Annotated in this window: 14 protein-coding genes; 13 read left to right on the top strand and 1 reads right to left on the bottom strand. The window is 45.0% G+C overall.

What is annotated here, in order from left to right; all coding sequences use genetic code 11:
- Positions 1 to 22 precede the first annotated feature (22 nt).
- The 8 genes from A3762_RS23215 (at position 23) to A3762_RS23180 (ending at position 9337) form a co-directional block, all read left to right on the top strand.
- Positions 23 to 460 carry a peptidylprolyl isomerase gene (locus tag A3762_RS23215; RefSeq protein ID WP_068478570.1) on the top strand — a complete coding sequence of 146 codons (438 nt, stop codon included), beginning with the start codon at positions 23 to 25 and terminating at the stop codon, positions 458 to 460.
- A gap of 17 nt (positions 461 to 477) precedes the next feature.
- Positions 478 to 1428 (top strand): 4-hydroxy-3-methylbut-2-enyl diphosphate reductase, encoded by a 951-nt coding sequence (gene ispH, locus A3762_RS23210; RefSeq protein ID WP_068757868.1) that lies wholly within the window; start codon positions 478 to 480, stop codon positions 1426 to 1428.
- Positions 1429 to 1697: 269 nt separating this feature from the next.
- Positions 1698 to 2183 (top strand): GspH/FimT family protein, encoded by a 486-nt coding sequence (locus A3762_RS23205; RefSeq protein WP_068757866.1) that lies wholly within the window; start codon positions 1698 to 1700, stop codon positions 2181 to 2183.
- Between the two features lie 15 nt (positions 2184 to 2198).
- On the top strand, positions 2199 to 2675 hold the full coding sequence (gene pilV, locus A3762_RS23200; RefSeq protein WP_197469528.1) for a type IV pilus modification protein PilV: 477 nt from the start codon (positions 2199 to 2201) through the stop codon (positions 2673 to 2675).
- Between the two features lie 13 nt (positions 2676 to 2688).
- Positions 2689 to 3744 carry a PilW family protein gene (locus tag A3762_RS23195; RefSeq protein ID WP_068757862.1) on the top strand — a complete coding sequence of 352 codons (1056 nt, stop codon included), beginning with the start codon at positions 2689 to 2691 and terminating at the stop codon, positions 3742 to 3744.
- Positions 3745 to 3753: 9 nt separating this feature from the next.
- Complete coding sequence (locus A3762_RS23190; protein WP_082869185.1) at positions 3754 to 4326, top strand: PilX N-terminal domain-containing pilus assembly protein; 573 nt, start codon at positions 3754 to 3756, stop codon at positions 4324 to 4326.
- Positions 4323 to 8867: a pilus assembly protein gene (locus A3762_RS23185; protein ID WP_068757860.1), complete on the top strand. Its 4545-nt coding sequence runs from the start codon at positions 4323 to 4325 to the stop codon at positions 8865 to 8867. Before A3762_RS23190 ends, A3762_RS23185 begins: the two co-directional genes overlap by 4 nt.
- A gap of 14 nt (positions 8868 to 8881) precedes the next feature.
- Complete coding sequence (locus A3762_RS23180; protein ID WP_082869320.1) at positions 8882 to 9337, top strand: type IV pilin protein; 456 nt, start codon at positions 8882 to 8884, stop codon at positions 9335 to 9337.
- A 60-nt stretch (positions 9338 to 9397) separates the two neighbouring features.
- Here the strand turns inward: A3762_RS23180 and A3762_RS23175 are convergent, their stop codons facing one another.
- Positions 9398 to 9967, bottom strand: coding sequence for a GspH/FimT family pseudopilin (locus A3762_RS23175; protein ID WP_068757856.1), 570 nt, complete (start codon positions 9965 to 9967; stop codon positions 9398 to 9400).
- Between the two features lie 108 nt (positions 9968 to 10075).
- Here A3762_RS23175 and thiO point away from each other — a divergent pair, with 108 nt between their 5' ends.
- From thiO to A3762_RS23150, 5 genes are all read left to right on the top strand, one after another.
- Positions 10076 to 11149 carry a glycine oxidase ThiO gene (gene thiO / locus A3762_RS23170; RefSeq protein WP_068757854.1) on the top strand — a complete coding sequence of 358 codons (1074 nt, stop codon included), beginning with the start codon at positions 10076 to 10078 and terminating at the stop codon, positions 11147 to 11149.
- Between the two features lie 46 nt (positions 11150 to 11195).
- Positions 11196 to 11435 (top strand): hypothetical protein, encoded by a 240-nt coding sequence (locus tag A3762_RS23165; RefSeq protein WP_068475058.1) that lies wholly within the window; start codon positions 11196 to 11198, stop codon positions 11433 to 11435.
- Between the two features lie 73 nt (positions 11436 to 11508).
- On the top strand, positions 11509 to 11742 hold the full coding sequence (locus A3762_RS23160; RefSeq protein WP_068478554.1) for a DUF1161 domain-containing protein: 234 nt from the start codon (positions 11509 to 11511) through the stop codon (positions 11740 to 11742).
- Positions 11743 to 11865: 123 nt separating this feature from the next.
- The gene (dbpA, locus tag A3762_RS23155; RefSeq protein WP_068757851.1) at positions 11866 to 13245 is read left to right on the top strand and encodes an ATP-dependent RNA helicase DbpA; all 1380 of its coding nucleotides are present in this window, start codon (positions 11866 to 11868) and stop codon (positions 13243 to 13245) included.
- 699 nt (positions 13246 to 13944) lie between these two features.
- The gene (locus A3762_RS23150) at positions 13945 to 14382 is read left to right on the top strand and encodes a DUF6756 family protein (RefSeq protein ID WP_068757849.1); all 438 of its coding nucleotides are present in this window, start codon (positions 13945 to 13947) and stop codon (positions 14380 to 14382) included.
- Positions 14383 to 14647: the final 265 nt, after the last annotated feature.

The raw sequence follows: 14647 nt of genomic DNA, 5'->3' as shown, positions 1-14647 counted from the left end.
TTCCATTTAGGTAGTTAAAAACGTGAGTTTAGTTGTTTCTGCGGACACACGTGTCACGCTTTATTTTTCTTTGAGCCTGCAAGATGGCTCAGTCGTCGATTCTAATTTTGACGCTAACCCAGCGACATTTGAGTATGGTGATGGTCAATTACCCGATGGCTTCTTGTCCTGCCTTGATGGCATGAAAGAAGGTGAGGAGGGGGCTTGGCTCGTGACTCCAGAAAAAGCGTTTGGGATGCCAAATCCAAATAATGTTCAAACCTTTAAACGTTCCGACTTCGCAGCAGATATGCAACTTGAAAAAGGCCTAGTCATTTCTTTTGCTGATGCGAGTCAGTCTGAGTTGCCTGGCGTTATAAAGCAGTTTGACGACGAAGAAGTGGTGGTCGATTTCAACCATCCGCTAGCTGGCGATACATTAACGTTCAAGGTTAAGATCGTTTCGATAGAAACTATTTAGGGATCATAGTTCAACTCATGCAAATTCAACTTGCTAACCCCCGAGGATTTTGTGCTGGTGTCGATCGCGCGATTGAGATCGTTAATCGTGCATTAGAGGTATTCGGAGCGCCAGTGTATGTGCGTCACGAAGTTGTTCATAACCGTTTTGTTGTGGATGACCTAAAGAATCGTGGCGCTATATTCGTTGATGAGTTGCATGAAGTACCTGATGATGCTTTGGTGATTTTCAGTGCGCATGGCGTGTCTAAAGCTGTGCAAAATGAAGCGCAAGATCGAGGCTTGAAAGTCTTCGATGCGACCTGTCCTCTTGTCACGAAAGTACATCTTGAAGTGACCAAATTCTCGCGTGATGGAATGGAGTGCGTCTTGATTGGCCACGAAGGCCACCCTGAAGTCGAAGGTACGATGGGACAGTACGATGATTCTAATGGCGGAGTTATCTATCTTGTTGAAGACGCAAACGATGTTGCTCAGTTATCTGTCAAAGATCCTGAAAACCTAGCGTATGTAACGCAGACAACTTTATCTGTGGACGATACTTCAGTGGTGATTGATGCTTTACGAGAGAAATTCCCGCAAATTCAAGGCCCGAGAAAAGACGATATTTGTTATGCCACGCAAAATCGCCAAGATGCTGTAAAACAAATGGCTCCTTCTTCTGATTTGATGCTAGTGGTTGGTTCTCCAAATAGCTCTAACTCAAATCGTCTACGTGAGCTTTCAGAGCGTATGGGAACAAAAGCTTATTTGATTGATGATCAGTCTCAGATCGAAGACGCTTGGCTTGATGGTGTTAATAATGTCGCGGTCACAGCTGGTGCTTCAGCGCCAGAAGTCTTAGTACAAGCAGTTATTGATCGACTTAAAGAGTTGGGTGCAACGTCTAGCAAAGAAGTCGATGGGCGAGAAGAGAACATTGTTTTCTCAATGCCTAAAGAACTAAGGATTCCCGTTAAGGAAATTTGACGACACTGGGGTCAGAGTAATTTTACTCTGGCCCCAAGCCCTTCTTCTGCGCTATCCATCTGTTTTTCTTAATAAATATCTGAATCTTTCCTACATATCTTCAATTCTTAGCTAAGCTGAAGAAAAGCCCTCTGTTTTTGTGTTTTGCCTCGCATTTCGCTTCGTAGAATTGCCGTTTATCAACAATAACAACCGTTGATCGCTAAGCAGACTCATTTTTACATCTGGGCATCTACAGTATACAAATCGAAAACCAAGATGGCGGACAGATGAAACAATCAGGATTCACTCTCATCGAACTTATGTTAGCGCTTGTCGTAGCGGGCATCGTTGCTGTGGTTGCCTTACCTAGCTTCGGCAATCTTATTGCGCGCAACCAAATTAGTGCCACCGCAAACAATGTCGTGGGAGCGTTGAATTTGGCGCGAGCTGAAGCGGCTCAGCGTGGTCGAGTTGTTCAGGTGAATTCATTAGATGTCGGTACACCAACCAATTGGACTAATGGATATCGCATTTGGGTAGATCTTGATGGCGATGCGATCTTTGATGCCAACGAAGAGATCCGACGTTTCGATGCCATTGACGGTGCACTTACCTTAACAGGCACCGCTGGTACTTTTAGGTTCAACGGCGCTGGTTTTGCAACACCTGCGATCAGCTTCAATCTATGTACTGCTCAAGCAGGCTTAGATGATCGTCAGATAGCCGTGGCTTTGTCGGGTCGCGTGAACGTGAATAATTTTACCTGCCCTTAATGAGTGATGAATGACATGAGACAACTTACCTTTACAGGCAAACATCATCAGCAAGGTCTCTCTATGATTGAGATTATGGTGGCGATGCTAATTCTAGCAGTTGGTTTATTAGGCATGGCGAGTATGCAGGTGAGAGCTGTGCAAGACACCTCAAACTCAAGTTATCGCGGTGTTGCACTGTACTATGCCAATGATATGGCTGATCGTATGCGCGCGAACAGCGAAGGCGTTGATAATGGCGATTATGGTGATGGAACGGGAGGCAGTGCCAAAGCAAATTGCCTGAATACAACAGGATGTTCTTCTGCAGATATGGCGACCAATGATCGATTTGAGTGGCAAGCAAATCTAGCAAGATCTCTCCCGGCAGGTCAGGGTTCTATTGCTTTGAATGGCAGCGTTTATACCGTAAGGGTGCAGTGGACAGACCGTGTCGAGCAAGGTACAACGAGCATCGCGACAAGCTCTATTGATCTTTCATTTGAGCCTTAAGGAGTAGAGCACTATGACACAACATTCGAAACAACAGGGCTTATCACTTGTTGAATTGCTCGTTGCCTTGGCGTTGAGTTCTTTCCTATTGCTTGGTTTATTCCAAATTTTTAATAGCAATAGTCAGGCTTTCAATCTTCAAGGTGGAGTTGCACGCGTTCAAGAAAGCGGTCGTATCTCGATGGAGTTTTTGTCTCGTGGAGTGCGTGCTGCAGCGTTTCTTGGCTGTGCATCGGGAGATGCGAGTTCACCATTCACCAATGGAGCAGACACGAGCGAATTCTCGAATGTAGCATTTCGAAACGAGCTCATTCGTTTCAATGGCGACAATGGTATTACCGGCTTTGATAATGTGACTGGCGCAGTTACAACACTGAACAACATGGGCTTGAGTGTCGGGACAGGTGCACAACAAATTGTAAGCGGAACGGATGTATTTATCGTGCATGGTGCAGAGTCATGTGGATTGAGTGTCACAGCTTCTGATGCAACTTCGATTACTGTTCCGAATGCTTCTTCTTGTGATATCGCAACAAACGACCTAGTGATCGTATCGAGTTGTGCGCGTGCTGAGCTATTCTCTATAACGAGTGACCCAACAGCAACGAACGTGCTTAATCATGGGACATCGCATAACAATAGCGCCAACTTTGCTGATGATATTTATGATCCTGACGGTAGTTACTTGTACCTACCTACTATTACTGCATACCACGTCGGCAATACGGCCGATGGTGGTCGCGCACTGTTCATGACGCAGATTAACCGCTCTGGCGAGACTTCCTCGTTTTCGACTCAAGAGATCGCCGAAGGCGTGGAAGATATGCAGGTGCTTTACGGTGAAGATACTAATGATGATGGAACAGCGAATCGCTATGTGGCTGCTGATGACGTCTCTGACTTTTTGAATGTTGTCGCTGTACGCACACGCATTCTTACCGCGTCTGAAGATCGCACAGTTGCGGAAAACCAAACCTATAACTTCAATGGCACGGCTACGACGGCTGCGGACTTACGCTTTTATGTGCCGTATGAAACTACGAATACCATTCGCAATCGTTTGAAATAGGGAGCGAATATGACACACGTATCTACTATGCAGAATCTAAACCCTAAAAAGCAGAAAGGCGCTGCCTTATTTATCTCGCTTATCTTCTTGTTGATCTTGACGGTATTGGGTGTGAGCTCAATGAACGACACCATTATGCAAGGGAAGATGTCTGCAGCGATTCAAGACGGCAACGTTGCACTGCAAGGTGCAGAAACAGCCGTTCGCGCTGCAGAGCAAGCTATTGAAGCGTTTATTTCGACAACGGGTTTCAATTCAACTGGCCCGTTTTATACCAATGGTGATGCGCCAGACCCATTTGATGCCAGCATTTGGGTTGATGACGTAAACAATACCGCCACCCAGGCAGTGGGTGCCGTGGCAGGGCAAACAGAGCAACCACGTTACTTTATAGAGCTTGCGGGTTCAGTCGAAGATGATGGTCTAAACACCGGTCAGGGTGACTTTGGTGAAACCGGTGGTGGTTATGGTTCAGGCACCGGTAACCCTTTAATCACAACGTTTAGAATTGTCGCGCGTAGTACAGGTGGTACCACGAATTCACAACGCATTATTGAAACATACTACGGTAAAAAACTATGAGCTTGATCAATAGACATACGACAGAAGCATCAAGCTCTAGCGACCTTGCAGGGGGGCGTGCTATGAAAACATTCGAACGCAAACTTCGTTGGTGTGCGCTGGTCACATATCTGACCGCACCTACTATTGCTTATTCTGCTCCAGGTCAGTTAGCAGACCAGCCATTATGGTTAGGCTCGTCTGTGAAACATAACCTAATGTTCGCGATTGATGACTCCGGTAGTATGGACTGGGAGCTATCTTTCCCTGTCAATGATGGTACACCGCGTTTGAGAAGCGATGGTAATTTTGTAGACTCAAACGGTGATTACCTCAATAGTGGTGGCTACGGCCAGTATGCTTACGTATTTGCCAACGGCGTAGATACAGGCGGGTATGACGGTCGCCGCCTCTATAGCAACCGCTATGCAATACCCCCTATTGCGCAGTACGCATCAGCAAAGAGCCCCGCATACAACACGGCATATTACGACCCAAGTGTGACCTATGACCCTTGGCCGACCTTTACTAATGCTGAGTTTGATAGCGTTGCGAAAACCAATGGCTATACCTTTACAGATGCGAGTGTGACAGCAACCTTAGTTGAGCCAGTCACAACGGCTTTTGGTACACGTACGGTTAACTTATTTGCAGACTTAGATACATCTACTAAAACGGAATCTTATTGGGATTACGATATTCGTGATGCTGACATGGTTTGTAAAGAGAGTGGTGCAGACGATTGTGCCGATAACTCTCGCCAAGACTACACATTTTATCCAGCAACCTACTATCTGAAAGATCAGAGCGACCATTATTATTACCACGCTAATGCGTATGACAATCCTGTGAGTAGTTCTAATACCTTGGTGTTGGAGGGTGAAAACGGCGCGCCTATTGTTGCTCCTCCACGACCAAAATATTTTGCTAGTGAATTAATTGCTGCTACATCAGGCGCAGAAAAAACTAAACTCCAAAATGCAGTCGCTAGCGCAAGTAACTCTAATTATATGGGAACCGAAGAAGGCGACTTGTCTCGAAATAGTCCGCCTTCGTCTGAGGGTGTTGTGTATTTTTTCACCACTACTGATTCAGGTTCTACGAATTTCTGGTTTAGAAACTGGGCAAACGGCACTACTGCGGACTCTATTTGGGTAAGGCTGTTTAGACAAAGCGATAACGCATCTATTACCGTTAGCCTAGAAAACGGTGGTTCGACGGGTTATGTGAATGACTTTGGTGCAATGCGAGAGAACCTTTCTGATGGCTCTTGGGGTTGGACTAAATGGGGTGATGTTGATCTTCCAGCAGGTAACTACGCTCTACATGTTACTTATCGTGAAAGCGGCGTATTGATCGACCAAATTATGGTTACGACTTCAGACACTACGCCTTCTGGTATTGAAGCACAGCCCTCAGATATTGCTCGTCCAGCGGGTGTAAAAAGAGAGTGTTCAGCATCAACGCCTGCTGAGTATCTAGAATTTGCACGTTATCCAGAACGCTATCGCACAGAACAAGCGTATTCGGATAGTAATGCAATAATCGAAAGTGGCCGTTCGTTCGGTTTCGACGGTGCTTGTCTCACGCGCTATCAGATCGGTAAAACGCAAGCTGATGGTGAGGCATTTATTAACGGTGCGGGCGTTACACGTACTGTATTGGAAGAAAAGCAAAACTTCGCGAATTGGTTCCAATATTATCGTCGTCGTCACCAAGCAATGCGTGGTGGCTTAGCAGCAGCGGTTCAGGGTATTAATGGTATTAAAACAGGCATGTTCTGGATTAATAACAGACGTACTGTTGGTTCTGCACAAATGAAAGATGTTGGTGTAGGGACTGAACTTGGTACCTTCTTAGACGAGCACTACACGCGAGTGAATGCGGGCGGTACACCACTGCGTAGCGCATTGAATCATGCTCGCAATCAGTTCAAGAGCACAACCGGCCCTATAACCAGTGAGTGTCAGAAAAACTATACATTGTTGTTCACAGATGGTTTTAATACCCAAAACACAACAAGCGAAGTTCAGTCTGTGCTTAATGACGGTATCGGCAACCAAGATGGTTCTGCGGGTGCCCCTTATCAAGACAGTTACTCAACGACACTCGGCGATATTGCATATGATGCTTATACAACGAACTTGAGAGGTGACCTCCCAACAGGTGCAGTGCGAGTCAATCCGCTTTGTGCAGACGCGAGTCCTGATGCTTGGTTAGACTGTAATACTAATCTACACATGAACACTTATACCGTCGGCTTAGGTTTGCGCGGGAATATCTTTGGTGTGACTCATCATGCTGTGGAAGATGCTCATGGGGCTAATACTGAACCAGTTTGGCCAGACGCATCTATCTCAGGTCTTCCTCAGGTGGATGATTTATATCACGCAGCGGTCAATGGTCGTGGCGAAATGTACAGTGCAGCGTCGCCTGATTCTTTGAAAGAAGCGCTGCGTTCTGCAATCAACGATATCGTGACATCTATTGGTAGTGGTTCAGGTGTAACCTTTAACTCTTCATCATTACGTGCGCAAGATGGTACATCTATTTATACGACACTCTTTAATTCGTCTGACTGGAGTGGTGACTTAGAAGCGCGCTTACTCGATCCAAGCAATGGTGATGTACTTGATATTGTTTGGTCGAACTCGGCGGGTGAGGCTTCAGGTGCAGCGGCCTTATTGGATGAAAGAGATATTTCAGTTGCTGATCAAGAGCGAGTTATTTACACACAGGGTGCATCGGATGGTGTGACCTTTGAATGGGCGAATTTAACGGATGCTCAGAAAAATGACTTACGCACGAATCCTCCAGGAGAAGCGGCAAGTCCTGACGATACGCTCGCGCAGGATCGACTAGCTTACCTGCGCGGAGATCGCTCAAAAGAAGGCGGTGCGTTCCGAGCGCGTGGTAGCCGTATGGCCGATGTTATTCACTCTGCACCTGTTTATGTAGGGGAGCCTTCTTCTGCATGGCCAGACGATGGACTATTTGGTGTTGATGGTAACCGTTATTCAGATTTTTCTGACAAGGATGATGCAAACGGCGGCGCAGCAGGACGTACGCCTGTTGTATATGTCGGTGCGAATGGCGGTATGCTTCACGGCTTTAACGGCCTTAATTCTGGCACAGACGCAGGTAAAGAAGTGATGGCTTATGTGCCTAATTTGGTCTACTCAAGCGTTGCGGGTGAAGGATTGCACTATCTAACAGACCCTAACTATGCGCATCAGTATTACGTAGATTTGACGCCAGTAGCGCAAGACGTCTATACAAAAGGCAATTCTGCAGATGTGTCACGTGACTGGCGAACTGTTCTAGTTGGTGGCCTGCGTGCTGGTGGTAAAGGCTTATTTGCACTGGATGTGACTAACCCAGATGACTTTACAGATTTAGCGACGAATGCTGCTAATACTGTAATGTGGGAATTCACTGAAAGTGATGATGCAAATCTAGGTTTCTTGACGACTGCTCCATTAATCTCATTGATGAATAACGGCAAATGGGCGGTGATCTTTGGTAATGGCTATGAGTCAACCAATGGTCGTGCAGCACTCATGATCTTGTATATCGAAGAGGGTCTTGATGGGTGGGCTGCAACCGACAAAGTTGTGATCGATACAGGTTTAGGTACATCGCTTGATAAAAATGGTTTATCTGGTGTGACAGCTGTTGACTTGAATGGAGATCAGATTCCAGACCGTATTTATGGTGGTGATATTAAAGGCAATATGTGGGCCTTTGATGTAAGCAATACGGATGCAAGCAAGTGGGGCTCTGCTTATAAATCTGGCACAACACCAAAGCCTTTATTCTCAGCAAAAGATAGTAATGGTGCGGCGCAGCCTATTACGGCGGCCCCTAGTTTGGCATTGAACAGTGCGCAAGCCAATAAAGGTTTCTCGCCAAATGCTTTAGTTACTTTTGGTACTGGTCAGTATTTAGTAGATGGCGATCAAGCGAATGTGAATGTCCAAAGCTATTACACCATCTGGGATAGCGGAACTGAACAAGAGCTAGTCCGTACAGATCTAGCGGCTAGAACCTTTACGGAAACGGATGAGGTGAAGTCACTCACTGGTACAGACGTGAACTGGGATAATGATGAAGGTTGGTATATCGACTTTATTGTTACCGGTGAATCTGCTGAAGGTGAGCGTGTAACGCAAAAACCAGAGTTGTTGTTCGACTCAGATGTTGGTCCGATTGCTTTCTTCTCAAGCTTAGTACCAGATGTATCTGAGTGTTCCGGTGGTGGTGCAAGTTACTTATATGCCTTGCCTTTATTAACCGGCTTAAATCCAAGCAAGCCTATTCTTGATTTGAATGGCGATGGTGTTATTGACGAGAACGACGTCGGTGCCGGTATGAAGAACGATAACTTCACCAACGAGGTCAACGTACTTGGTAAAAACTTCTATGGCTCAAATAAAGAGCAGCCATCCAGCGATTCAAATAATGCCATTGATCAAAGTAATATCACTAAAGATCAACTCAACATTGGCTCTGCATCTGATCGAGAAGGCCGTTTAGGTTGGTTCGAGTTGATTAATCAATAATGAGAGGAAAAAACATGAAGACAAATAAGCAGCAGGGTTTTTCCCTCATTGAGTTGATGATTGTGGTGGCAATTATTGGTATTTTGGCCGCGATTGCCTACCCAAGTTACCAAGAGAATGTTGCGTCAACGCATCGTGCGAATGCGCAAAGCGAGCTGATGGGTTTGAGTTCGGCGCTTGAACGCTATTACACGCAGAACAACCATTATTCGAATGCTGCTGATGGCGGCGCCGATACGGGTTTGCCAGGTGCTGGTTTATATGGCTTAGATCAAGAAATTGCGCGTTTTTATACCATCACTATTTTAGATACGGATGATGTCACGACGGATACAACAGCGGCTCAAAAATATACTCTGCAAGCTGCACCAGTTGCAGGAAATATTATGGCGAATGACCGTTGTGGCACTATGACGATTGATTCGGCAGGTGTAAAAACGCCGGCTAACCCAGCTGATTGTTGGCGTTAAACTCGCATTAATATGCAAAAAACGGGGCCAGATTAAAAATATTCTGGCCCCGTTTTTTGTTTAAGAGCACCGCACGGGGCTGCCACCGCTATATTCACGAACACCATCGTTGTTGGAATCTCTTCCAAAGTAAGGGCGTCCCGCTACATTGACGATTACAGGCACCGCCGTCTCAACGTTCTTATTATTTGCGCAAACCGTAAAGGTGCCATTTTGAAAGTTGGTCATCCCTGTCGGTAAAAACTCAAGATAGTCTTGTCTTCGAAACGAACCCCAGCGAATGCGGTTATCATCACTACCAAGTTCAAATAAGTGAATCATGTCATCGGTTGCGTCGAAGCTTTTATTCCCGTTGAGGTCGCGATAAATCATCATCGTATTCGACCAATTTTTATCGCAATGACTTCCGTTGTCACTTGCGCATATAAAAACAGATTGGTTTTCTTTAATCGCGAGGCTGCGCGCATACATGATGGCTTGAATAACAGTGCGTGCATTTTGCTCGACACGTTGTTTTTCAATAAACGAAAAACTACCAAATGAAATGCCAAATGTGATGGCGATAATTGTAAAAGCGATGAGAAGCTCGAGCAGCGTAAAGCCACGCGAGTAATGCGAAGAATATGTCATAACATCAATCCTTGATGAGAATAAAAAGTTGAGTCAATCCTTTAACTCGTGCTCCATTTTCCTCAGCCAGCGCGTAGAATACAAGCGCATATTTTTAAGGGGATTTGAATGAAGGCGATTGTTGTTGGTGCGGGTGTGATTGGCATGTTGCAGGCTCGTGATTTGGCACACAATGGGTTTGATGTGGTTTTGTATGACCAAGGCCAACTAGGGCGCGAAGCGAGCTGGGCAGGCGGAGGAATTATCTCTCCGTTATATCCCTGGCGTTATTCTGCTCCAGTGACAGCACTCGCAAAGCGATCGCAAGCTATCTACGCCGAGCTGATTGAAGATCTCGAAGCGGAAAGTGGTATCGATCCAGAGATTAGCCATCACGGCTTATTAGTGTTGAATGTTGAAGACCAACAGGCTGCGCTTAACTGGGCCGAGAATAATGCCTCTTGGATGGAAACAATTTCTGCCGAACATCTCTATGATCTAGAGCCAAAACTGAAAACAGGTTTTGCATCGTCTTTGTGGATGCCAAAGGTTGCGAGTGTTCGTAATCCGCGCTTATTAAGAGCCTTAAGGACCATCATGAATCATCACGCGGCCATTACCGTGCGTGAGAATCAAAAGATTGCAGGAATTGATGAGGGTAGAGTGAGCTTGCTCTCTGGCGAAATAGATTATGCTGACTTAGTTGTGGTTTGCTCGGGGGCATGGACATCTCAGCTCATGCCTCATATCTCGTCAGAGATTGAACCAGTGAAAGGCCAAATGTTGGTATTTGATGCGCCAGTTGGTTTGGTCAATCGCGTAGTGTTGAGTGATGGGCGATATGTGATTCCCAGAAAAGACGGCAATGTGGTGGCAGGCAGTACGCTTGAATATACCGGTTTTGAAAAGCTAACCAATGAAGAAGCGAAGCAGTCGCTAATCGACAGTGCTATCTCCTTATTCCCGAGTCTGGCTGAGTATAAGGTTAGTCATCATTGGGCAGGCCTTAGACCCGGATCGCCAAAGGGTATCCCTAGTATTGGGCGTATTGACGGTTATCGGCACGTTTACGTGAATGCAGGGCATTTTAGGAATGGTTTGGTATTAGCGCCGGCATCGGTAGAGTTATTAAGCAAAATAATTGATACACAGTCCTCAGAAATAGATCCTAGCCCTTATTCTGTGGGCCTTAGAACCGAGTAATGGTGCAGGTTTGCTATACTTTAACGACATACAGGAGGTACACATCATGTTTAAAAAAATCTCAATAGTGTTGGCGCTAGTAGCGTTCGGCTTTTCGTCATCTTTAATGGCAATGCCTAAGGATTGCGAAGTGATGATGTCTAATCTACAGATTCAATATGGGCAAGACGAAGACGACGGTTTCGAGCTAGTTCTTGCTGAAATCGATGACGATGTTGAAGGCAAAGTGGTGGGCTACTGCGGTTCTGGCTACAAAGTCGTTTATCAAGAAGTCGATCCTTCATAGCGATTTATAATCCTGCACCTTTTCGATTCTCTGCTACTCTCCCTCTACCGTTAACTAAATTAGTTGGTGGATTATGAAAAATATTTTCGCGTGGGGCGTAGCAATGACCCTTCTTGCATTACCTTTGATTGCTAGCGCAGAACTCAAAGATTGTAATGAGTTGAAAGATGAGATCGAAGCCAAGATTAAAAACAATGGGGTGAAAAGCTTTAAGCTTACTATTGTTGAAAAAGACGCCTCAGCTCCGGGTGAACAAGTCGGTAGCTGTGAAGGTGGCACCAAGAAAATTATGTATGAGCGTGGTTAAACTCCTCGATTCAAGGTTTACTTTCTCTTCAACTAGATTACTCTAGCGCCTCTGTCTTGCTCTGCGCTCATTCACTATTCAGCGTGCGGCAACATTCTCTTTTTATTCACAGATTTATACGCCATGACTAATCAAAGCTTTTCCTCTTTAGCTTTAAAACCAGAATTGTTGGATGCTTTAAACAAAGCTGGTTACGAGACTATGACTGATATTCAAAGTGCTGCCTTGCCAAACTTGCTTGATGGAAAAGACTTAATCGGGAAAGCAAAAACGGGAAGTGGTAAAACGGCGACTTTCGCGTTAAATCTACTGAATAGACTGGAGCCGAAGCGATATCGTATTCAAACCTTGATCTTGTGCCCAACGCGCGAATTAGCGACGCAAGTTGCGGAAGAGACGCGCAAGCTAGCGAAAGGTATGCACAATGTAAAAGTGTTGACCTTGTGCGGTGGTCAGCCAATGGGACCTCAAATTGGTTCGCTCGAACACGGTGCACATATTGTTGTGGGCACACCGGGACGAATCAAAGATCACTTGCGCAAAGAAACGCTCAAACTCAATAACGTTGATACCGTCGTTTTGGACGAAGCTGATCGAATGCTAGATATGGGCTTTTTGGAGGACGTTGAACATATTGTAGGGCACTGCCCTGCGCAACGTCAGACCCTACTTTTTTCCGCGACCTATCCCGATAAAATTTCCTCCCTAGCGAAACGACTATTGAATAATCCTGTAATGGTGACTGTAGAAAGCGAGCATAGTGACGATCATATCGAACAGCGTTTTATTGAAGTAGAAGAGCGTAATAAACAAGAAGTACTCGCGCGTATCTTGCGTCACACGCAGGCTGCGACCGCAATTGTTTTTGCAAATATGAAGCAAGATTGTGATGACTTGGCGCAATCACTGAATGATCTTGGCGCCAGCGCACTAGCCCTTCATGGTGATTTGGAACAACGCGAGCGTGACTCTGTTCTAACCCGATTTATGCAGGGAAGCTGCTGTGTTTTGGTTGCGACAGATGTCGCGGCTCGTGGCTTAGATGTCGATGATGTTGCTCTTGTCGTCAATTATGACTTGCCACGAGACAGTGAAGTGTATGTGCATCGTATTGGGCGGACTGGTCGCGCTGGTCACTCAGGAAAAGCTTATAGCATCTACACAGCGAAGCAACGGTACAAGCTCGAAATTTTAGAAGGTGAGCGCCAACAAGCACTTGAATATCTCGATGCTGCTAGCTTTAAGGCAAAGGGTAGTTTTCCTGAACCTGAGTTCGTGACGATAGAAATTTCTGGCGGTAAACGAGATAAAGTACGCCCCGGAGATCTGTTAGGAGCCCTAACAGCAGATGGCGGAATAGCCGGCTCTGAAGTCGGCAAAATTAAAATCGTTGCACGAGCAAGTTATGTCGCAGTGAAATCAGGATCGATGCGCAAGGCGTTGAATATTCTGAATGAAGGAAAAATAAAAGGGCGCAAATTCCGCGCGAGAAAGCTCAAGTAAATCGAAATCTAAAGAAACCAAAAAGGCAGACTGTCTCCATTCTGCCTTTTTTATTTGATAAAACACTTCTTGCTCAAATTATTGAATTGCTTCACGTCGTTTTCAGTGTGCAGTTGATCGATATCAATCAATTTTTTTCTTCTCGCACTAGTCTTATATTAATCAGAATTTCTGATTAAATAATGAACATGATTCCTAGCCTTATCTGTAATACAAGGCTAGTATCTAACCGACACATAGCTGTTTGCATGGAAATTATAAAAGTAATAAACCATGTTCTTCAGTTATAAAATCCTTACTTAGAAAGAATAACAAAAACAATATTATATGAGTTGGTGCTGTACGTTGGCTAAAAGAGGAAAGCAGAAGTCATCGAAAGCTCTTCACTCACTTAAGTCTTAGCTAATCAAAGCGCTCTTGAACGTGCTTGTTTAAACCACACAAGGAAGTGAATTGTGCTCGTTTAGCACCCGAGGGAACATGAAAAATCTAATGAAATCAGAGTTTTGAGTCGTTTTGTGGATTACATACGAGACCCCTCACTATTTCTACATACGTGACCCCTCATATATGTGATAAATAAATGAGTAAGATTCGAGTTTTTTCTTTTAAAAACAGAGTAGTATGTGGAAAAGGAAAGAGACTACCTGTCATGCATATGAGGGGGGGCTCACTATACAAATGTTAAGCAGTAATAAGATGACTTTGCGTGACGAAATTAATGAAGTTGTTGCGAATTCGAATATCGACGAGATTAAGTTTCTTCGATTGAATCAGTGGCAATGGATATTGGATGAACTGGCGACCAATTTTCTAGTAAATGGAAAAACTGGTTTAGCTCGAATATGGATGTGGGACTCCTTGCGAGAGCCTTTTGAAAAGTGTGATGTAGATGATGGTCTTCCTTATATTGCATCACTATTAAATTTTGCTGAGACTTATTGGTTTATAGCTTCGGATGAATGCGGAAAATATTGGGTGTTAGAGGGTACAGGCCAAGCAATCTTGAGAACACTTGAAGAGAGTCCATATTTTGAGTATTACATCGTCAATAAATCGATGTCTTGGTTGGTTTGCGAGAACCATCATGGTGCCGTTTTTGTTAAAGGCGAAATCAGAAACCAAAGGAGCGCTTAACAAGACGATGCAGCGGAAATTTTACATTTGCCACGCTGCGTGCGAAGCACACGTCGCATCAAATATAAAATTCAGCTGATCTGGGCGTTCATGTCTGCTTACTATATAAACTCGAAATAAATCCCAGCTAAAAACTTGCCTGTCTGACGTCCGCTTATGTCTAGCAGCAGAAGTTTTAAGCGATGAAAGCATGACTTACTTTTCATGAATTTTGCTAGCGCTGAGTCTCGATTTAGTGCAGTTAATTCTCTTCTTGCAGCTTATA

The organism is Oleiphilus sp. HI0125 (assembly GCF_001635355.1).
Note: the sequence above shows the minus strand (reverse complement) of the source record. Positions and strands in the feature narration are given on the sequence as shown.

Bases quoted from the DNA above. Each gene is read 5' to 3' on its own strand.
- ispH (WP_068757868.1), top strand. From the start codon at position 478: ATGCAAATTCAACTTGCTAACCCCCGAGGATTTTGTGCTGGTGTCGAT.
- A3762_RS23205 (WP_068757866.1), top strand. From the start codon at position 1,698: ATGAAACAATCAGGATTCACTCTCATCGAACTTATGTTAGCGCTTGTC.
- pilV (WP_197469528.1), top strand. From the start codon at position 2,199: ATGAGACAACTTACCTTTACAGGCAAACATCATCAGCAAGGTCTCTCT.
- A3762_RS23195 (WP_068757862.1), top strand. From the start codon at position 2,689: ATGACACAACATTCGAAACAACAGGGCTTATCACTTGTTGAATTGCTC.
- A3762_RS23190 (WP_082869185.1), top strand. From the start codon at position 3,754: ATGACACACGTATCTACTATGCAGAATCTAAACCCTAAAAAGCAGAAA.
- A3762_RS23185 (WP_068757860.1), top strand. From the start codon at position 4,323: ATGAGCTTGATCAATAGACATACGACAGAAGCATCAAGCTCTAGCGAC.
- A3762_RS23180 (WP_082869320.1), top strand. From the start codon at position 8,882: ATGAAGACAAATAAGCAGCAGGGTTTTTCCCTCATTGAGTTGATGATT.
- A3762_RS23175 (WP_068757856.1), bottom strand. From the start codon at position 9,967: ATGACATATTCTTCGCATTACTCGCGTGGCTTTACGCTGCTCGAGCTT.
- thiO (WP_068757854.1), top strand. From the start codon at position 10,076: ATGAAGGCGATTGTTGTTGGTGCGGGTGTGATTGGCATGTTGCAGGCT.
- A3762_RS23165 (WP_068475058.1), top strand. From the start codon at position 11,196: ATGTTTAAAAAAATCTCAATAGTGTTGGCGCTAGTAGCGTTCGGCTTT.
- A3762_RS23160 (WP_068478554.1), top strand. From the start codon at position 11,509: ATGAAAAATATTTTCGCGTGGGGCGTAGCAATGACCCTTCTTGCATTA.
- dbpA (WP_068757851.1), top strand. From the start codon at position 11,866: ATGACTAATCAAAGCTTTTCCTCTTTAGCTTTAAAACCAGAATTGTTG.
- A3762_RS23150 (WP_068757849.1), top strand. From the start codon at position 13,945: ATGACTTTGCGTGACGAAATTAATGAAGTTGTTGCGAATTCGAATATC.